Origin of the sequence: Kitasatospora sp. NPDC088351 (genome assembly GCF_040685575.1) — a bacterium.
Lineage (GTDB): Bacteria > Actinomycetota > Actinomycetes > Streptomycetales > Streptomycetaceae > Kitasatospora.
The window spans coordinates 1-19,696 of sequence record NZ_JBFBIL010000077.1 but is presented as its reverse complement, the minus strand read 5'-3'; the positions used below and the strand labels follow the sequence as shown (position 1 = coordinate 19,696).

The 19,696-nt window shown below is 75.9% G+C and carries 13 protein-coding genes; 9 read left to right on the top strand and 4 right to left on the bottom strand.

Going from position 1 to position 19,696, the window contains the following annotated elements; translation table 11 throughout:
* Positions 1-270 precede the first annotated feature (270 nt).
* From AB0P06_RS33290 to AB0P06_RS33265, 6 genes are read left to right on the top strand one after another with little or no spacing between them, the layout of a single operon-like run.
* On the top strand, positions 271-1,917 hold the full coding sequence (locus AB0P06_RS33290; protein ID WP_363614068.1) for an ABC transporter substrate-binding protein: 1,647 nt from the start codon (positions 271-273) through the stop codon (positions 1,915-1,917).
* 1 nt (position 1,918) lies between these two features.
* Positions 1,919-2,896 carry an ABC transporter permease gene (locus AB0P06_RS33285; RefSeq protein ID WP_363614066.1) on the top strand — a complete coding sequence of 326 codons (978 nt, stop codon included), beginning with the start codon at positions 1,919-1,921 and terminating at the stop codon, positions 2,894-2,896.
* Entirely contained in the window at positions 2,893-3,750 is an 858-nt protein-coding gene (locus AB0P06_RS33280; protein ID WP_363614064.1) for an ABC transporter permease, read from the top strand. The genes AB0P06_RS33285 and AB0P06_RS33280 overlap by 4 nt, the downstream gene beginning before the upstream one ends.
* Positions 3,747-5,489 (top strand): ABC transporter ATP-binding protein, encoded by a 1,743-nt coding sequence (locus AB0P06_RS33275; RefSeq protein WP_363614062.1) that lies wholly within the window; start codon positions 3,747-3,749, stop codon positions 5,487-5,489. Before AB0P06_RS33280 ends, AB0P06_RS33275 begins: the two co-directional genes overlap by 4 nt.
* 53 nt (positions 5,490-5,542) lie before the next feature.
* The gene (locus AB0P06_RS33270) at positions 5,543-6,733 is read left to right on the top strand and encodes an acyl-CoA dehydrogenase family protein (protein ID WP_363614061.1); all 1,191 of its coding nucleotides are present in this window, start codon (positions 5,543-5,545) and stop codon (positions 6,731-6,733) included.
* 25 nt (positions 6,734-6,758) lie between these two features.
* The gene (locus tag AB0P06_RS33265) at positions 6,759-7,796 is read left to right on the top strand and encodes an LLM class flavin-dependent oxidoreductase (RefSeq protein WP_363614059.1); all 1,038 of its coding nucleotides are present in this window, start codon (positions 6,759-6,761) and stop codon (positions 7,794-7,796) included.
* On the opposite strand, the gene AB0P06_RS33260 is transcribed toward AB0P06_RS33265, so the two are convergent.
* Positions 7,786-10,653, bottom strand: a complete 2,868-nt coding sequence (locus AB0P06_RS33260) for a BTAD domain-containing putative transcriptional regulator (protein ID WP_363614057.1) — start codon at positions 10,651-10,653, stop codon at positions 7,786-7,788. The genes AB0P06_RS33265 and AB0P06_RS33260 overlap by 11 nt on opposite strands.
* 749 nt (positions 10,654-11,402) lie before the next feature.
* Here AB0P06_RS33260 and AB0P06_RS33255 point away from each other — a divergent pair.
* From AB0P06_RS33255 to AB0P06_RS33245, 3 genes are all read left to right on the top strand, one after another.
* Positions 11,403-11,531: a hypothetical protein gene (locus AB0P06_RS33255; RefSeq protein ID WP_363614055.1), complete on the top strand. Its 129-nt coding sequence runs from the start codon at positions 11,403-11,405 to the stop codon at positions 11,529-11,531.
* 219 nt (positions 11,532-11,750) lie between these two features.
* Entirely contained in the window at positions 11,751-14,663 is a 2,913-nt protein-coding gene (locus AB0P06_RS33250) for an AAA family ATPase (protein WP_363614053.1), read from the top strand.
* Positions 14,660-15,901 carry a 3-deoxy-7-phosphoheptulonate synthase gene (locus AB0P06_RS33245; protein ID WP_363614051.1) on the top strand — a complete coding sequence of 414 codons (1,242 nt, stop codon included), beginning with the start codon at positions 14,660-14,662 and terminating at the stop codon, positions 15,899-15,901. Before AB0P06_RS33250 ends, AB0P06_RS33245 begins: the two co-directional genes overlap by 4 nt.
* 155 nt (positions 15,902-16,056) lie before the next feature.
* On the opposite strand, the gene AB0P06_RS33240 is transcribed toward AB0P06_RS33245, so the two are convergent.
* The 3 genes from AB0P06_RS33240 to AB0P06_RS33230 all read right to left on the bottom strand — a co-directional run.
* On the bottom strand, positions 16,057-17,688 hold the full coding sequence (locus AB0P06_RS33240) for a bifunctional 3-(3-hydroxy-phenyl)propionate/3-hydroxycinnamic acid hydroxylase (protein WP_363614050.1): 1,632 nt from the start codon (positions 17,686-17,688) through the stop codon (positions 16,057-16,059).
* A complete protein-coding gene (locus AB0P06_RS33235; RefSeq protein ID WP_363614047.1) occupies positions 17,685-18,473 on the bottom strand; it encodes an arylamine N-acetyltransferase in 789 nt (262 codons plus the stop codon). The genes AB0P06_RS33240 and AB0P06_RS33235 overlap by 4 nt, the downstream gene beginning before the upstream one ends.
* Before the next feature lie 5 nt (positions 18,474-18,478).
* On the bottom strand, positions 18,479-19,696 hold a 1,218-nt coding region (locus AB0P06_RS33230; RefSeq protein ID WP_363614044.1), incomplete at its 5' end, for an acyltransferase domain-containing protein.

Here is a 19,696-nt window from a genome sequence, read left to right as displayed (position 1 = left end):
CCTGACGGCGCGCACCGCCGCCAGGGCCGCACCGCACTCCGCACCACGTCAGAGCACGCCGGCCGAGCACACCCGCGAGCGTCCCGCCGCGAAACCCGCGGGCCCCGGAAAGGGCCCGCATAGGGGGACGGTCAGGGGGGTCGGATCCGGACGGAGCCAGCAGACTCGTCGCATCGTCCGCGGCCGGGGCCATCAGCGCCTGCCCCGCGGGGTGGGCGGGCCTTACGCCGCCCACCGTTCCCCCGCCTCGCGCAGGATCGAGAAGGACCCATGTACACCAGACGCCGTTTCCTCCGTCTCCCGGTCACCCTGACCGCCGCCGCCGTCATCGGCCCCGCCGTCCTCACGGCCTGCTCCGACTCCTCCGCCCCGCCCTCCGCGAAGAGCGGCGGCGGCACCCTGCGCTACGGCGCCGCCGTCGAACCCGACAGCTGGGACCCGCACGCCGCGTCCACCGCCGTCACCGGGCGGCTGCTGCGCCCGGTGCTGGAGTCGCTGGTCGCGATCGCCCCGGACGGGACCGTCAAGCCGTGGCTGGCCGATTCGTGGACGGTCTCGCCCGACGGCCTCACCTACACCTTCACCCTGCGCACCGGCGTGACCTTCAGCGACGGCACCCCGTTCGACGCGGCGGCCGTGAAGGCGAACTTCGACCACGTCACGGCGGCGAAGACGGCGTCCAAGCGGGCGGCCGGCCTGCTCGGCCCCTACAAGGAGACCGAGGTCGTCGACCCGCGCACGGTGGCCGTGCACCTGACCGCCCCTCACTCCTCGTTCCTCGGCTCGGCGGGGAGCACCTTCCTCGGCTTCCACTCCCCCGTCGCGCTGCGCGACCACGCGGGCGACCTCTCCTCCGGCGGCGCGTTCGTCGTCGGCACCGGCCCGTTCACCTTCGAGTCGGTGACGCCGGGCCAGCAGGCGGTGTTCAAGCGCCGGCCCGACTACAACTGGGCCCCGCCGACCGCCGCCCACCAGGGGCGGGCGAAGCTGGAGAGCATCGTCGTGCTGCTGCTGAAGGAGGACGCCTCCCGGGTCGGCGCACTGACGTCCGGTCAGGTCGACGCCGCCGAGCTGATCCCCGCCAACCGGCTGGCCGGCCTGCGCGGCCAGAACGGCGTCCAGGTGGTCCGCAAGGCGGTCCCCGGCGTCCCCTACACCTACTACCTCAACACCGCCCGCGCGCCGTTCGACGACCCGCGCGCCCGGCAGGCCGTCCGGCACGCCATCGACTTCGCCGGGATCGTCAAGGGCATCTTCCAGGGCGAGTACGAGCAGGCCTGGGGGCCGCTGGCACCCTCCACCCCCGGCGCCGAGCCGTCGTTCGCCAAGCCAGCCTGGGAGTACAGCAAGGAGAAGGCGGAGAAGCTGCTGGACGAGGCCGGCTGGACCGGGCGGGACGCCGAGGGCTACCGCACCAAGGACGGCAAGCGCCTCACCGCCGAGCAGCCGTACGTGCAGACCTTCGTCTCGGCCCAGAACCACACCTTCGACGTGGGCGTGCAGGACGCGCTGAAGCAGGTCGGCATCGAGCTGAAGCTGGTGCCGCTGGACTCCGCAGGCTCCACCGGGCGCACCGGCAAGGGCGACTACGACGTGTTCGCCTTCGCCTGGCAGGGCTCCGACCCGAGCCTGCTGGGCAGCCTCTACCACTCCAAGTCCCAGTTCGGGGGCGGCGGGGCGAACGGCAGCCGGGTCAAGGACGCCGAGATCGACGGCTGGCTGGACCAGGCCGAGGCGACCGTGGACGCCGCGCAGCGAGCCGAGCTGTACCGCAAGGTCCAGCGGAAGATCGTCGAGCAGGCGTACTCCTTCCCGGCCTACATCGCCACCATGGACGTCGCCCGGCACGGCAAGGTGAACGGGCTGGTCCTGGACGTCGACGCCAACCCCGACTTCTACGGCATCGGGGTGGCCTGAGGTGTCCGACCGCGCCCGGCTTGTGCCGCGACGGCACGTGCCGCCCTGGGCCAGGTTCGTCGCCCGGCGGCTCGCGGCGGGGCTGGTGGTGGTGTGGGGGACGCTCACGGTGACGTTCTTCGCCCTCCACCTCGCCCCCGGCGACATCGTGGACGGACTGATCGGGCCGGGCGCCGCCGCCACCCCGGCCCTGCGTGACCAGGTGATCGCTGAGAACGGCCTGGACGACCCGCTGCTCGTCCAGTACGGCCGCCAGCTCGCCCAGTTGGCGAGCGGCGGCCTCGGCTGGTCGTACCAGCTCAACGAGCCGATCGGGCGGCTGCTCGGCAGCCAGCTCGGCCCGACCGTCGAGCTGGCGGTGTCCGCGCTGGTCACCGCGCTGGTGCTGGCGGTGCTGGCGGCCACCCTGACGGCCGGCCGGGGCTGGGCGGTGCGCGGTGCCGCCGGTATGGCCGAGCTGCTGATGGTGTCGATGCCGTCGTTCTGGCTGGGCATCATCCTGCTGACGGTGTTCTCCTACCGGCTGCACGCGCTGCCCTCGATCGGGGCGGACGGGCCGGCGGCGCTGGTGCTGCCGACGCTGGCGCTGGCGCTGCCGCTGGCCGGAGTGCTCGCCCAGGTGATCCGCCAGGAGCTGGAGAGCGCCGACGGCCGCCCGTTCGTGCTGACCGCGCGCTCGCGCGGCCTGGGCGCGACGGCGGTGCTGCTGCGGCACACCCTGCGGCACGCGCTGCTGCCGCTGACCACGCTGGCCGGCTTCGTGCTGGGCAGCCTGTTCGGCGGCGCGGTGCTGGTGGAGAACATCTTCACCCGGCCGGGCCTGGGCCGGGTGCTGGCCAACGCGGTCGGCTCGCGCGACCTGCCGGTGGTCAGCGCCCTGGTGGTCATCTCCAGCGCGGCGTTCGTGGTCATCAACACCCTGGTGGACGTGCTCCACCCGCTGATCGACCCCCGGCTGCGCGAGGGAGGAACGGCATGAGCACCGTGACCGCCCTCCTCGACCGGCCGGCCGCGGCCACCGCCCGCCGGGGCGCGCTGCTGCGCTCGTCGGCCCGCCTGGCACCGCTGGTCCTGCTGGCCGCGGTGGCGCTCGTGCTGGTCTTCCCCGGGGTGTTCGCCACCCACGCCCCCGAGGCGACGGACGTCGCGGCGGCGCTGCGCCCGCCCGGTGCCGAGCACTGGCTGGGCACCGACCAGCTCGGCCGGGACGTATGGTCGCGGCTGGTGCACGGCACCCGGCTGTCGCTGCTGATCGCGGTCGGCGCGACGCTGATCGGGGTGGGCGGCGGCGCGCTGCTCGGCCTGGTCGCCGGCTGCGGCGGACGGCGCGTCGACTTCGCCCTGATGCGGGTGGTGGACGTGCTGCTGGGCTTCCCCGAACTGCTGCTCGCGCTGGTGGTGGTGGCGCTGCTGGGCGGCGGCACGGTCAACGTGGCGATCGCCATCGGCATCGCCGGGGTACCCAACTACGCCCGGCTGGTGCGCGGCCAGGCACGGCTGGTGCTGCGCTCGGAGTACGTGGAAGCGGCGCGGGTGCTGGGGGTGCCGGCCTGGCGGTCGGTGCTGCGGCACGTGCTGCCGAACGTCGGCGGCCCGCTGGTGGTGCTGGCCTCCATCGGGCTGGGCTCGGCCATCATCTCGGGCTCCGGGCTCAGCGTGCTCGGCCTGGGCCCGGTCCCGCCGGAGGCGGACTGGGGCTCGATGGTCGCCGACGGCAAGGACTTTCTCCAGACGGCCTGGTGGATCTCGATCGCACCCGGCCTGGCCGTCTCGGTCGTGGTGGTCTGCACCACGCTGATCGGCCGTTCGCTGCAGCTGAGGGCGGTGCGATGACGACGACGACAACGGAAGCGACCGCGACGAAGGCGACGGCCGGGGACACCGGTGCGTCGGTGCCGGGCCCGCTCGTGCGGGTGGAGGGGCTGCGGGTGTCGTTCCCCGGCGCGCCGCGGCCCGCCGTGGACGGGGTGTCGCTGGCCATCGGCCCCGGGGAGTGCGTGGCGCTGGTCGGCGAGTCCGGCTCGGGCAAGTCCGTCACCTCGCGTTCCCTCATCGGGCTGGCGGGCGCCAGGGCCCGGGTCTCCGCCCGGACCCTGGAGGTGGCCGGGGCGGACACCACCGGCTTCGGCGAACGGCAGTGGCGCGCGGTGCGCGGCCGGCGGGTCGCCATGGTCTTCCAGGACGCGCTGACCGCGCTGGACCCGCTGCGCACCGTCGGCGCCGAGATCGCCGAGGCGGCCCGCCTCGGCGGCACCGCCGGCCCGGACGGCGACGCCCGGGTGGTGGAACTGCTCACGGCGGTGGGCGTGCCGGAGCCGGAGGCCCGGCGCACCCAGTACCCGCACCAGCTCTCCGGCGGGCTGCGCCAGCGCGCGCTGATCGCCTCGGCGCTGGCCGCCGACGCCCCGCTGCTGATCGCCGACGAGCCGACCACGGCGCTGGACGCGATCGTCCAGGCGCAGATCCTGGCGCTGCTCGGCCGGCTCAAGGACGAGGGCCGGGGACTGCTGCTGGTCAGTCACGACCTGGCGGTGGTAGCGCAGTTGGCGGACCGGGTGCTGGTGCTGCGGCGGGGCGGGGTGGTGGAGAACGGGCCGGCCGGCCGGGTGCTGTCCGCCCCGGAGCACCCGTACACCCGGATGCTGCTGGACGCGGTGCCCTCGGGCCGCCCGCCGGCCCGTCCCGCCCAGGCCCCGCCCGAGGCACCGGACGCCGAGGAAGCGGCCCCGGTACTGACCGGGCGCGGGCTGGTCAAGTCCTTCGCCCTGGGCGGGCCGAGGGCCCTCGACGAGGTCGGGTTCACCCTGCGGGCGGGTGAGGCGCTGGGCGTGGTCGGCGAGTCCGGCTCGGGCAAGACCACGCTGGCGCGGGTCGCGATGGGTCTGTCCCGTCCCGACGCCGGGGAGGTGCTGCTGCACGGGCGGCCCTGGTCGGCGCTTCCGGAGCGGCGGCGCCGGGCCGGGCGCTCGGCGATCCAGTTCGTCCAGCAGGACCCGTACGCCTCGGCGGACCCCCGGTTCACCGTGGCGCGGATCATCGGCGAGGCGCTGCCGGGACTGCGGCGCGCCGAGCGGGCCCGGCGGTGCGCGGAACTCCTCGACCAGGTCGGCCTGCCGGCCGAACTGCTCTCCCGCCGGCCGCACCAGCTGTCCGGCGGTCAGCGCCAGCGGGTGGCCATCGCCCGGGCGTTGGCGGGCCGTCCGCAGGTGCTGGTCTGCGACGAGCCGGTTTCGGCGCTGGACGTCTCGGTGCAGGCGCAGGTGCTGGAGCTGCTGGACCGGCTGCGGCGCGAGCGGGGCATCGCCCTGCTGTTCATCACCCACGACCTGGCCGTGGTGCGGCAGGTCGCCGACCGGGTGCTGATCATGCGCGGCGGGTCGGTCGTCGAGGAGGGCGAAACCGAGCGGATCTTCGAGGCCCCCGCCCACCCGTACACCCGGGCCTTGCTGGACGCCGTCCTGCGGCTGCCCGGCGCGGACGGTGCGGGCAGTGCGGGCAGTGCAGACGGCTCGGGCGGGACGCACGGCGCGGACGTCACCGGCCGCGACGACCCGGAGCAGGACACGGAGTAGGACACCGAACACGTCGCCGGGCAGGACGGCGAGCACGTCACGAAGTGGGAGACATGACTGACACGACGACGGACGCCGTCCCCGAGGCCGCCGAGGTGTGGCTGCGGCGGGCCGAGGAGGTCGCGGCGCGGCTGGCACCCGGCGCCGCCCGGCGCGACCGCGAGGGCACCCCGCCGGTGCGGGAGATCCGGCTGCTGAAGGAGACCGGCCTGGTGACCCTCCTGGGGCCGGTCGAGTACGGCGGGGCCGGCCAGAACTGGTCCACCGCGTTCCGGGTGGTGCGCACCGTCGCGGCGGCCGACGCCTCGGTCGGCGAACTGCTGGCCCACCACTACGTGTGGGTGTCGATCGCCGAGTTCATCGGCACCGACGAGAAGATCCAGCACATCGGCGAGGTGTCGGCCCGGGCCCGGTGGTTCTTCAGCGGGTCCTCGAAGCCCCGCTCGGCGCCCCTGGTGATCCAGGACACGGGCCGCGAGATGCTGTTCCACGGGCGGCTGGAGCGCGCCCTGGGCCACCCGGTGTCGGACATCACCATCCTGGAGGGCTTCCTGGAGGACGGCGACACCCCGATCAGCGCGCTCGCGATGAGCGGCCACGTGGGGCTGTCCTTCGAGCCCGGCGCCGAGGAGTTCGGGCTGCGGTCGCTGGCTGCCGGGACCGTGGTCGCCGACGGCGCGAACATCCCGTGGACCGGGGCGCTCGGCCACGTCGACAAGACCTTCGTGCCCCGGGTCTACAACACCTTCCTCACCCCGGCCTTCCGGCTCGCCCAGGCCAACGCGCTGATCGGCGCGGCCCGGGGCGCGCTGGACGCCGCCGCCCGGCACGCGCGCGAGCAGTGCTCGGAGGCGCCGCTGACCGAGGCCGCCGCCGCGGACGCGGCCCGGCACTACGGCGCCCTGGCCTCCGCGCTGTGGGCGGTGGAGGCGTTCGCCGACGCCGTCGGCGCCGAGGCGGACGCCCTGCACGCCCGGCGCCGCACGGTGACCGAGGAGGAGCGCGGCCGGCACGCCGTCCGGGTCGCGGCGCTGGCCACGCAGGCCGGCGCGGCCGCCGACGCGGTCACCGCCGGCGTGCTCGGGGCGGCCGGCCCCGGCGGCGCCGAGGCCGCGGCCGGGCTGGACCGCTACTGGCGGGACACCCGGGCGCGGCGGGTGCACGAGGACGACCCGGGGCGCGCCCGGGTGGTGGGGCGCCACCTCCTGCACGGCGAAGTCCCCCGCCCCACCTGGTACGCGTGACACCCCGAGTAAGGAGCACCCGCGCATGACCAGCAGTTCCCCGACCGTCCCGCTGTCCGTCCTCGACATATCGTCCATCGACTCCGTCGGCCGCCCCGCCGACACCCTGGTCGGCACCCGCCGGCTGGTGGCGGCCGCCGACGAGCTGGGCTACACCCGGTTCTGGGTGGCCGAGCACCACAACTCGCGCGGGATCGCCGGCTCCGTCCCGGCCGTCCTGCTGGCCGCGCTCGGCGAGCGGACCAGCCGGATCCGGATCGGCGCGGGCGGGGTGATCCTGCCCAACCACCCACCGTACGCCGTCGCGGAGTCCTTCCGGACGCTGGCCGCGCTCTTCCCCGGCCGGGTGGACCTGGGCATCGGCCGCTCGGGCGCGGACCCGGTGCTCTCCCACGCGCTGCGCCGGGCGCCCGACGAGGACTTCCCGGCGGCGCTGGAGGAGCTGCTCGCCTTCGTCGATGGCGGCTTCCCGGACGGGCACGTCTACCAGCGGCTGGAGGCCCTGCCGGAGCCGCCGCAGCCGCCCCGGCCGTGGCTGCTGGGTGCCAGTGTGCGCAGCGCCGTGGACGCGGGCCGGCGCGGGCTGCCGTACGCGTTCGCCCACCACTTCTTCAACTCTCGCGGCACCGAGGAGGCGCTGCGGGCGTACCGGGAGAGCTTCCGGCCCTCGGCCCGGGCCGAGCGGCCGCACGCGATCGTCACCGCCTACACGGTGTGCGGGGAGACCTCGGAGCAGGCGCGCCGACTGGCGGCGCCTGCGCTGTTCCCGGTGCTGCGGCTGAACGGCGCCTCGCCGATCGCGCCGCTGCCCACCGTCGAGGAGGCGGCGGCATACCCGTGGACGGAGGCCGAGCGGGCCGCCGCCGACGCGCTGCTCAGCACCCAGGCGGTCGGTGACGCCGAGGAGGTCCGCCGGGCGCTGGCGGACCTGCTGGAGCGCACCGGCGCGGACGAGCTGATGGTGACCAATAACGTCACCGACGTCGAGGAGAAGATCCGCTCGCTGGAACGCGTGCGGGAACTCGCCCCGGCGCTGCCCGTCCCCGCCGGGGTCAGCTCGTAACGGCCGGGCGGCGGCGATGGGCGCGGGTGCCGAGGCTGTCGCGGATGCGGCGGTGGTGGGTGACCAGCCAGACCCGCTCGGGCTCGCCCGGCGGGCAGCGGTCCAGGGCGTGGTCGAGGCAGCTGACCGCGAGCGCGTCGTCGCCCGCGGCGGCGGCCCGGGCGGACGCCCCGACCAGGGCTTCCCAGGCGCGGCGCTCCATCGTCTCCACCGGGGTGCCGTCCGCCTCGGCGAGCGCGATGGCGCGGTCGTAGTGGAAGGCCAGCAGCCCGGGGCGGGGCACGTCCAGCAGGGCGGCCCAGTCGGCCGCCCGCAGGTGGCGTTCGACCAGGACGCGGCCGGGCAGCTGGGCGAGCGCCACATCGCGGCTGACGGCGTACCGGAAGGCGTACTCGACGTCTCCGGGGACGCCGCTGCGGCGCACCCGGCGCAGCAGTTCGCGCGACTCCAGGAGCTCCAGGCTGCGGCCGACCTCCTCGGGGTCGCGCTGGCTGACGGCGGCGACCGCGCCGCGCCACAGCGTGCCGCCGACGACGGCGGCGTCGCGCAGCACCGAGCGGGCGGTGCGGTCGAGGCCGTCGAGCTGGGCGGCGGCGACGGCGAGGACGGCCGGCGGGTGGGCGGCGGCCGGGTCGGCGCCGGCGTCCGCCGCCCGCGCGTAGGCCTGGGCGAACAGCGGGTTGCCGTCGGCGAGGGCCGCGCGGCGGTCGTCGGCGGGCGTCGGGTGGCGGCGGCCGGAGGCGGCGCCGATCACGGTGGCGGTGGCCGCGGTGGACAGCGGTGCCACGTGCAGCAGGGCCGAGCGGCGCTTGGCGCACGCCCAGGAGGGCCTGGTGTGGAGCAGTTCGGAGCGGGCGCCGACGATCAGCAGCAGGGCGACCGGGCCGAGCCGGACGGTGAGGTCCTCGACGAAGGAGCGGACGAAGTCGGCGGCGCGGTGGAGGTCGTCCAGGACGACCACCAGCGGGCGGTCGGTGGCCGCCTCCTCCAGGAACTGCCGCAGCGCGCCGAGGACTTCCTCCCGTGGGACGGCGCCACCGTCCGGCCCCTGGGCGGAGGCGGCCGGGGCGGGCAGGCCGAGGCAGGCGGCGAGCGCGGTGACGATCGGTCCGGTGGCGGCGTGCGGGAAGAGCCCGCGCACGACGCCGGTCAGCGCGGGCAGGACGACGGCCGCCGGCGCGCCGGCGCGGATGCCCGTGTAGGCGCGGACCACGCCGGCCAGTGGCTCGTAGGGGGTGTGGGCGTCGAAGGCGGGGGTGCCCGCGTGGAGCACCCGGGGCGCCGGCGGTCCGGCGCCGTCGCGCAGCGCGGCGGCGAACTCCCCGATCAGCCGGGTCTTGCCGATGCCGGGCTCACCGATCACCGTGACCAGGTACGGCAGTTGGCGGCGGATGGTGTCCTGGTAGGCGCCGCGCAGCAGGTTCAGCTCGTGGGTGCGCTCCAGGAACGGCGGTTCGACGGGGTGCCCGGACGGCCCGCGGCCGTCGGGGCGGGAGCGCGCGGGGCGGTGGACGCCGGGAACGCCGGGGACCGGGGCGAAGCCGAGGCCGGCGCCGCCGGCCTCGACGGTGGCGTCGGCGGCCCACAGTTCCCCGCGGGGGACCTGCAGCAGCAGGTGGTGGCAGGCGTCCAGGACCTGGCCGGTGACCTCCACGGGCTCGGGTGCGCTGTCGTCGTAGGTGACCACCACCTCGCCGGTGCCGACCACGAGGTGGGTGACCGGCCGGGTGGCGGTGGCCGCGGTACCGGGCGCCGGTCCGGGCACGGTGCCCCCGGGGACGGCCGGTCCGGGCGCCTCGAAGTGGCGGCGCAGGGCGAGGGCGGCGCGCAGGGCCCGCTCGGCGTCGTCCTCGTGGGCCCGGGGGACACCGAAGACGACCAGCCACACCGAGCCGAAGGCCCGGCGCACGTGCCCGCCGAAGGGCGCCATCTCGCGCCGGATGCCGGCGGTCAGCTCCTTGACGGCGTGGTCGACGCGCTCGGGGGCGAGGGCGCCGTCGTCGGCCGCCCACCGAGCGCGGACCATGACGACGCTGGCCGGGCGCCGCTCGACCCGTTCCCAGGACGCGCGGAAGGCGTTCTCGGCGGCCGGGGCGTCGGCGGTCCCGGCGCGGCCGGCGCCGCGGTCGTCGGCGCGCGCGGCCGGGGCGGGCGCCGGCGACGGCGCGGCGGGTGCCGGCCGGGGGCGCGGCGGTCGCGGGGCGGCGGCCGCGGGCCGGGGTCCGGCCGGGGGCGGGAAGTCCGCCGCGCCGCCCGGGGCGGCGGTGAGCCGCAGCGCCAGGGCCGGGTCGTGGCTGAGGATCGCGCGCTGGAGGCGTCGCAGGTCGCGGCCGGGTTCCAGGCCGAAGCGGTCGGCGAGCAGGTCCCGGGTGCGCCGGTAGCGGTCCAGCGCCTCGGGCTGGCGCCCGCAGTTGTAGAGGACGACCATCAGCTGGGCGACCAGGCGTTCCCGGGTCGGCTCGGCCTCCAGCAGGGACTCCAGTTCGCCGATCAGCTCGCGGTCCCGCCCCATCGCCAACTCGGCCTGGATGCAGTCCTCGTGGACGGCGAGCCGGGTGCCCTGGAGGGCGGCCAGCTCGGGCCAGGTGAGCCCGGCGTCGCTCACGTCGGCGAGCACCGGGCCGCGCCACAGGCCGAGGGCGCGGCGCAGCAGTTCCGAGGCCTGCGTCCAGTCGCCGGCCGCCAGTCGGGCCCGGCCCAATGTGACAAGCTCATGAAATTCCGTGAGATCGAGCTGTTCCGGCTCGATTCTGAGCACATATCCGGGCAGAGTGGTATTCAGCGCGACTTTCCCGTCCGCCGGCTCCCCGACCGCCTGGAATGCGCGGCGCAGCCCGGCCACCGAGTTCTGCACCATTTTCCGCGCCGTGGACGGACGGTCATCGCCCCAGAGTGCGGCGGCTATCTCATTGATGCCCACCACGCTATTCGCGCGGAGCAGGAGAACACCGAGCAGGGCCCTCTGCTGCAGGCCGCGAATGGGCACGTCAGTGCCGTCGGAGAGCACTTCAAGCGGCCCCAGAACGTTGAATCGCACCCCTACCCCCTCGATTCCCGGCGATTCCGGACAATGCCATTCCGAAGAATGTGCCCGATGGTACATCAGGTCGACCCGGGCCCTCCATTGACTGCACGTCAATTCTTATCTACGATACCACCGGCGACCCCCGCCGGTGATCTCCGCAGCAATTCACCGCCCCCGCCCGGCAGGGCTGATTCAAAGTCGTGGTGATCAGGCAAGTGCGCAGGTCACGGGGGCGTGATGGGGTGGTGTCGGGCCGTTGCGAACGCATCGAGGCTCCGGTTGAAGGGGTGACCTCGTCCGTCGCCCTGAACCGGAGCCTCGACGCGTCGCCAGTCTGTCACCCGCCCCCTCTCCGACCCGCCTGTTCGTCAACTCGAGAACGGCGCGGGTCTGGTGGACCGGCTGGCGCTGCCGGTGGATCCGCGTGGTCTGCGTCACCCGTTGACGAGTGTGGTGCTGGTCGCCGCGTCGGCCAGGCCGCCCGCTCGCAGTGGACCATCGAGAACCGGCTCCACTTCGTCCGCGACACCGCCTTCCGCGAGGACGCCTCCAAGATCCGCACCGGCCACGGGCCCGAGAACATGGCGACCCTGCGCAACCTCGCGATCAACACCCTCCGCGACCACGGCCACACCAGCATCGCCGCCGGCCTCCGCCACGTCTCCTACCGGCCCTTCACTCGCCCCCTCGACCTCCTCCACATCCCCTGAGCAGGGACGATACAAGATCATCAGGACTGTGAATCATCCCTGCCCCGCCCGGCGGCCCCGGCGGCAGTGGCCCGCCCATGGGCGGTCAGTTCCCGGGCGATGGGCGGGGTGTCCCCATGATGGGTTCGACCGGGAGCGGGCGGACGTCGCCATCGCCCCGGGGGAGCCGCCGGGGACCGGCGGCCGGACGCCTACAAGAGATGAGGTCGGGGGTACCCGGTGCCTTCCCTGCTGGAACGTGATGCGCACATCGACAGACTCGACCACCTGCTCGCCGAGTGTCTCGGCCGCGCGGGCCGGGTGGCACTGGTCGACGGACCCCTCGGCAGCGGCAAGAGCGAGCTGCTGCGGGTGTTCGCCGCCCGGGCCGCCGAGCGCGGAGTCCTGGTCGTGGGCGCGGGCTGTTCCGCCCAGGAGCGGGATCTGCCCTTCGGCATCGCCGACCGGATCGCCCGCTCCCCCGGCTGGCCCGCCGGGCACGCCGAGCGGCTGGCCGCGCTGGCCGCCCCGGCCGTCCTCGCCGACCCGGCCGAGAGTGCCGGCGGCACCGCCCTCAACGGCACCGCCCTCAACGGCACCGCCCTCAACGGCACCGCCCTCAACGGCACCGCCCTCAACGGCACCGCCCTCAACGGCACCGGCGCGGCCGGCGACCCGGCCGGCCCGCCGTCGCCCGCGCTGCTGCGCGCCTGCCGCGACCTGACCACCGCCCTGCTCGCGGCCTCCGCCGACACCCCGGTGCTGCTCTGCGTCGAGGACATCGGCCACGCCGACGAGGCGTCCCTGCACTTCCTGCGCCACCTCGTCCGCCACCTGCCGCAGAGCCGGGTGCTGCTGGTCCTCACCGACGGCAGCACCCCGTGGCCCGCGCGGCGCCGGCTGCACGCCGAACTGCTGCGCCACCCGCACGCGCACCGCCTCGCGCTGGCCCCGCTGTCCCGGGCCGGCGCGCTGCGCCTGGTCACCGAGGGCCTGGGCGAGGAGGACGCCCGTCACCGCGGCCCCGGCCTGGTGGACGTGGCCGGCGGCAACCCGCTGCTGCTGCACGCCCTCGTCGAGGAGCACCTCGACCGCGCCGACGAGCCCGAACCGCGCTACGGCCCGGCCCTGCTGAGCTGCCTTCACCGGGCCGGCCCCGGCGTGCTGCGGGTCGTCCAGGCCCAGGCCGTGCTCGGCGAGGAGGCACCGGCCGAGGACGTGGCCCGGCTGCTGGGCGAGCGGGAGAGCGCCGACGCGGTCGCCCGGATCCGCGCCACGCTCACCGCCGCCGGACTGCTGGACTGCGAGGGACGGCTGCGCACCGCGGCCGCCCGCGCCGCCGTCCTGGAGGACCTCGCCCCGCACGAGCGCACCGAACTGCGGCTGCGGGCCGCCCAGCTGGCCCACGAGACGGGCAGCCCCGCCGCCGAGGTGGCCCGACACCTGGTCGAGGCCGGGCGGGCGCCCGCGCCGTGGGCGGTCGCCGCGCTGACCGAGGCGGCCGAGCACGCCCTGCTCGACCACCGTCACCGCACCGCCGTCACCTGCCTGCGCCTGGCCCACAAGGAGGCCGCCGAGGAGAACGACCGGGCGGTGCTCCGGCACCGGCTGGCGCAGGCCGAGTGGCAGCTCAACCCCTCGGCGGCGGCCCGGCACCTGGTGCCGCTCACCGCCGCGGTCCGGGCCGGGCACCTCGGGCTCGCCGAGGCGCTCGTCCTCGTCCGGTACCTGCTGTGGCACGGCCGCGGCGAGGAGGCGCTGGCCGTCCTGGATCTGCTGCGCGCCCGGACCGGACCGGCCTCCCCCGCCGAGACGGGCGCGCTGCGCGACGTCGAGACCTGGCTCGCCTACACCCACCCGGGCCTGGCCCGGGGCCGCCGCGTCCCGGCGCTGCCCGCCGACCTGCGGCACGCGGTCGCCCCGGACGTCGACCCGCAGCTGCGGGCCGCCGCCGCGCTCGCCGGGGCGCTCACCCGGGGACGGGCCGCGGAGGCCGTCGACCACGCCCAGCAGGTGCTGCACGACGCCCACCTGCACGGCCGCACAGCGTGGGCCGAGGAGGCCGCGCTGCTCGCGCTGCGGGTGCTGCTCCAGGCCGGGCGCGCCGACACCGCGGCGGTCTGGAGCCAACGGCTGCTCGACACCGCCGCGCGCCGCGAGGTCCCGACCGCGACGGCCCTGTACTCGGCGGCGCACGCCGAGGCGGCCCTGCGGCTCGGCGAGCCGACCACGGCGGCCGAGCACAGCCGGGCCGCGCTGACCCACCTCAGCCCCACCGCCTGGGGCATCGCGGTGGGCCTGCCGCTGGGCACGCTGATCATCGCCGAGAGCCGCACGGGCGAGCACCGCTCGGCGGCCAAGCACCTCACCCACGCCGTCGGTGAGGCGATGTTCCAGAGCCTGTACGGGCTGCACTACCTGTTCGCCCGCGGCGAGCACTACCTGGCGACCCGGCACGGCCACGCGGCACTCGCCGACTTCCTGTCCTGCGGCGAACTGCTGCGCACCTGGGGCCTGGACGGCGCGGGGGTGGTGCCCTGGCGCACCCAGGCCGCCGACGCCTGGCTGCGGCTGGACAACCGGGACCGCGCCTGGCGGCTGATCCACGAACAGCTCAGCCGGGCCGACGCCGACCTGCCGCACAACCGCGGCCCGGCGCTGCGGCTGCTCGCCGCGGCCGGGCCGGCCGGGCGGCGCGGCCCCCTGCTCACCGAGGCCGTCGACCTCACCGAGGCCTCCGGCGACCGCTACGAGCAGGTGCGGGTGCTCACCGACCTGAGCCGGGCGCACCAGGGCGCCGGCAACAAGCGCCGGGCCCGGCTGCTGCTGCGCCAGGCCCTGCACGTGGCGAACATGTGCGCCCTGAAGCCGCTCGCCCAGGAGTTGCTGTCGGTCTCGGCGGACCTCGGCGAGAGCGGCCCGGCCGCCGACGAGGCACGGGAGCCGGGCGGGGTCGGCGCGCTCACCGAGTCCGAGCGGCGGGTCGCCTCGCTCGCCGTGCTCGGCTACACCAACCGCGAGATCGCCGGACGCCTGTACGTCACGGCGAGCACCGTGGAACAGCACCTCACCCGGGTCTACCGCAAGCTCGGGGTACGCCGACGCAAGGATCTGCCAGCCGATCTGTGGGCCAACCTGAGGAAGACGGGATGACGACGCCGATGACCACGCCGACCACCACGACCCCGACGGTGCATGACGGCACCGGGCCCGACCTCGCCCGGGCCCTGGCGGGCCTGACCGCCGGTCAGCAGCCGCAGTGGCCCGATCAGGAACGGGTGCGCGAGGTGCGCGCCGCGCTCGGCGCCCTGCCGCCCCTGGTGGAGCCGGCCGCCGTGGACCGGCTCCGGGAGCGCCTGGCCGAGGCCGCGCTCGGCCGGGCCCTGGTCGTCCAGGGCGGGGACTGCGCCGAGACCTTCGCCGGCAACACCCCCGAGCACGTGCGCGCCAACCTGCACGCCCTACTGCACTGCGCGACCCTGTTCGAGGTCGCCTCCGGCCTGCCGGTGGTGCCGGTCGGACGCGTCGCCGGGCAGTACGCCAAGCCGCGCTCCAGCCCGACGGGCCCGGACGGGCTGCCCTCCTACCGGGGCGACATCGTCAACGGCCTCGCGGCGACAGCCGAGGCCCGCACACCGGACCCGCGGCGGATGCTCACCGCGTACGACGGCGCCGGCGCCGCGCTCGACGTGCTGGACTCGGTGGCCGACGCGACCCGCACCGAACTGTTCGCCGGTCACGAGGCCCTGCTGCTCGACTACGAGGTGCCGCTGGTGCGCGACGGGTACGCGCTGTCCGGCCACTTCCTGTGGATCGGCGAGCGGACCCGCGAGCTCGACGGCGCGCACGTCGCCCTGGCCCGCCGGATCGCCAACCCGCTGGGCCTCAAGCTGGGCCCGTCCACCACCCCGGACCAGGCCGTCGCCTACGCCGAGGCGCTGGACCCGGACCGCGTCCCCGGCCGGCTGACGCTGATCAGCCGGATGGGCGCGGACCAGGTGTCCGACGTGCTGCCGCCGCTGGTGGAGGCGGTGGCGGACGCGGGGCACCCGGTGGTCTGGCTCTGCGACCCGATGCACGGCAACACCGAGACGGCGGCCGGCGGGCTGAAGACCCGCCGCTTCGACCGGATCGCCGCCGAGGTGAGCGGTTACTTCGCCGTGCACCGGGCGCTCGGCAGCCACCCCGGCGGTCTGCACCTGGAACTGACCGGCGACGACGTGACCGAGTGCCTCGGCGGTCGCGAGGACCTGCGCGAGGAGCAGCTCCCCGAACGCTACCTGACCGGCTGCGACCCGCGGCTGAACGGGCGCCAGACCCTCGACCTGGCGCGCGTCGTGGCGGAGATCCTGCTGGAGCACTCCGCCCGGCGGGCGCCCGTGGCGGTCTGAGGACCGCCCACCCGGACCGACGGCCCGCTCCTCCACGCGGAGGGGGAGCGGGCCGTCAGCACGTGCGCGGGAGGGGGCGGGCGGCGGGCCGGGGCGGGGCCGGCGGGCGAGTCCCCGCGGGTTCCGGCGGGTTCCGACGGGCGGCGGTCGGGCCGTCAGGCGGCGAGGTCGGTGCGGAGCGCTTCGAGGAGCGCGGCCAGCTCCGTCCGGTCCGCCGCCGCGCCGTAGACGTAGAAGTCGGGCCGGACCAGCACCGCGACCGCCCCGGTCTCGGCCAGGTACGGCAGGTACACCCCGTCGGTGTCGCCCACCGCGCCCGCCGGGGGCTCCTCGTCGGCGGGCGCGAGCACCCTCACCACGTGGCCGCCGAGGTCGGCCAGCCAGGCGCGGTCCCCGGCGGTGAGCAGGCTCTCCGGCGGCTCGGTGGTGAGCAGCACGAAGCCGCGCCCCACCACGTCGTCGAAGAGCCCGGCGGGCCGGCCGGCCGCCGTCACGCGCCCCTGCACGACCAGGTCGCCGGCCGGCCCACCGCCGTGCCGCAGGCCCGCCGTGAGCGGCTGGACCGGGGTGCGCGGCCGGGCTGCGCCGACCTCCGCGCCGCGCCGGGCGCGCTCCTGGGCGGCCAGCATGACGGTGTCGCGGTCGCGGGCCGCGGCCGGGTCGGTCTGGCAGATGACCCGGCCCAGGTCCATCGACATGGTGAGCGCGTGCCGCACGTGCTCGCGCCGCTCGGCGGTGTAGCTGTCGAGCAGCCCTTCGGCGGCCCGGCCGGTGAGCACCAGGTCCAGCTTCCAGGCGAGGTTGGCGGCGTCCCGGAAGCCCGAGCACATGCCCTGCCCGGCGAACGGCGGCATCAGGTGGGCGGCGTCCCCGGCGATCAGCACCCGGCCGCGCCGCCACTGGTCCGCGTAGCGCGCCTGGAAGGTGTAGACGGCGTGCCGCAGCAGGGTGGCGTTGCCGGGGTCGATGTCGAACAGCGAGAGCAGCTTCCAGACGTTGGCCTCGCCGCCGAACTCCTCGGGCGACTCGTGGTCGAGCCGCATGAACTCCCAGCGCCGGTGGCCCGGCCCGGCGGAGACGGCGGTGCGCGGCCGGGCCGGGTCGCAGACCTGGAGGTTGTTGGGGACGGACTCCCGGCCGTCGTGCGGGACGACGTCGCAGGTCAGCCAGTCGTTGAAGAACGCGAAGTCGGTGGCGGTCAGCCCGGCCTCCTCGCGCACCACGCTGTTGGCGCCGTCGCAGCCGATCACCCAGCGGGCGGTGAGCGGGCCGCCCGACGGGCCGGTCCGCGGTCCTTCGACCGTGAGCGTGACCGCGTCGCCGCGGTCGGCGAGCGCCGTCACCCGGTGGCCGCGCAGGACGCGCAGCGTGGGGTACCGCTCGCCGTGGGCGGCCAGCGCGGTCTCCAGGCCCGGCTGGTAGACGGCGCTGGAGTCGGGCCAGCCGGAGCGGCCGGCGTCCTCGACGTCCACCCGGAAGAGGGTCTGCCCGTCGGCGTTGTGCCAGACGTAGTCCCGGGAGGACTCGACGTGCTCGTCCAGGGCCGCGCCCACGCCGGTGGCGGCGAGGATGCGGGCGGACTCGCCGTCGAAGGAGACCGCCCGCGGCATCGGGTAGGGCCGGGGGAAGCGCTCCAGGACGGTGACCCGGTGGCCGCGGGCGGCCAGCAGCAGGGCGGCGGTCTGGCCGACCGGCCCGTAGCCGACGATCGCGATGTCGGTGTCGAGGCCGCCGCCGTCGCCCGCGGCGGCGTCGGTGGCGGTCTCGGTGTGGACGGGGGCGCTCATGCGGTGGCCGCGTCCTTCCGCAGGATCTCGGCGAGCACCCGGGCGTGCTCCTCCGGGTCGGCGAGGCCGCGCAGCCGCTCGGTGCCGTCCTCGACGACGACCAGGCGGGTACCGATCAGGATCCGCTGGCCGCCCTCGAAGGCCCGGCCGCGCACCACGATGCCGGAGCCGGCCAGGGCCCGGGCGAACCGGTCCAGCTCCGGCGAGGGGACCAGCCAGTCCGCGAAGGCGCGCGGCCGCGAGTGGAACCGGTAGACGGCGCGCCAGTCGCCGACCCGGCCCCGGCGCTGCACCACGTAGTGGCCGGTGTCCGCGCGCACGACGCGGAAGTCGGTGCCGAACTGCGGCTGCACCTCGTCGGGCACCACCCGCAGCGGCTCCAGGTAGGACGGGCCGACGAAACCGACGTCGACCAGCCAGAGGTCGCCGTCCAGCCGGACGAAGCCGAGGACGTGCTCCAGGTCCGGCCCGAAGCTGTCGTCCACCTGGCGGATCCCGGCCGAGAACAGCCCGGTCTCGTAGCCGAGTTCGCGCAGCAGCACGAGGAAGAGTCCGTTCAGTTCGTAGCAGACGCCGCCCCGGCCGCCGAGCACGACGGCGTCGAACACGGCGTCGACGTCGATGTCGACGCCCGCCCACAGGGCCTCGCCGCGGGCGGTGTTGAGCGAGGAGTCGTACGGGACGGCGATCAGGTGGCGCCGGTGCAGCTCGCGCAGGGTGTCGGCGGTGGGGTCGAGCGGGCCGTCGTAGTCGAGGGCCTTGAGGTAGGCGGTGGTGTCGAACACGGCGGTCACTTCCCTTCGGTCCGCTGCTCGGCGGCTCCGGTGTCGCCGGACCCGGTGTCGCCGGACCCGGTCTCGTCGAGCAGGGAGAGGAGGTGGCCGGCGAGCCGCTCCGGGGTGGGCTGGTCGAAGGCGAGCAGGGCGGGCAGTTCGAGCCCGGTGACGTTCTGGAGGCGGTTGCGCAGTTCGACGGCGGTCAGCGAGACGAAGCCGATGTCGAAGAAGACGGCGTCCGCCCCGATCTCGCCGGTGCCCTCGTGCCCGAGGACGGCCGCGACCTCCGTGCGGACCACGTCGACCAGCACGGCCAGGCGCTCCCCCGGGTCGGCGTCCGCCAGCCGGCGGGCGAGGACGGCGCCGGGCGCCTCCTCGGTGGTGATGTCGGGCTCGGTCTCGGTGGCCATCGGGGAATCTCCTGCGGGGGTGGTCGTCACGGGCACCGACTCCAGCCAGTAGTGCCGGTGTTGGAAGGGGTAGGTCGGAAGCTCGGAGGCGGGGAGGGTGCCGGCGCCCGCGTAGGAGGCCGACCAGTCGACCTCCACGCCGCGGACGTGCAGGACGGCGGCCGAGAGCAGGACGCGGTCCCAGCCGCCGTCCTCGCGGCGCAGGGTCCCGGTGACGACGGTCGGCGCCTGGACGGCCTCCTCCAGGGCCTCGACGACGGCGTGGGCGAGCACGGGGTGGGCGCTGACCTCGACGAACGCCCGGTACTCGGCGGCGGCGAGGGTGTCGACGGCGTCGGCGAAGCGGACGGTCTGCCGCAGGTTGCGGTACCAGTACCCCGCGTCCAGCTCCGGACCCTCCAGCCAGCGGCTCTCGACGGTGGAGAAGAAGGGGATCGCGGCGGGCTGGGGCTTCACGGAGCCCAGCAGGTCGGCGAGTTCGGCCTCGATCGACTCCACGTGCGAGGTGTGCGAGGCGTAGTCCACCGGGATCCGACGGACCCGCACTCCCTGCTCCTCGTACGCGGCCACCAAGGTGTCGAGCCCGGCCGGGTCACCGGCCACGACCACCGAGGACGGGCCGTTCACGGCCGCGACCTCGACGCCGTCCGGCAGCGCGCTCGCCACCCGCTCCCGGGGAAGGCCCACCGAGACCATGCCGCCGCGTCCGGCCAGGCCGCGGGCGATGGCCTGCGACCGCAACGCCACCACGGCGGCGGCGTCGTCCAGGGAGAGGATGCCGGCGACGTGCGCCGCCGCGATCTCGCCCTGGGAGTGGCCGAC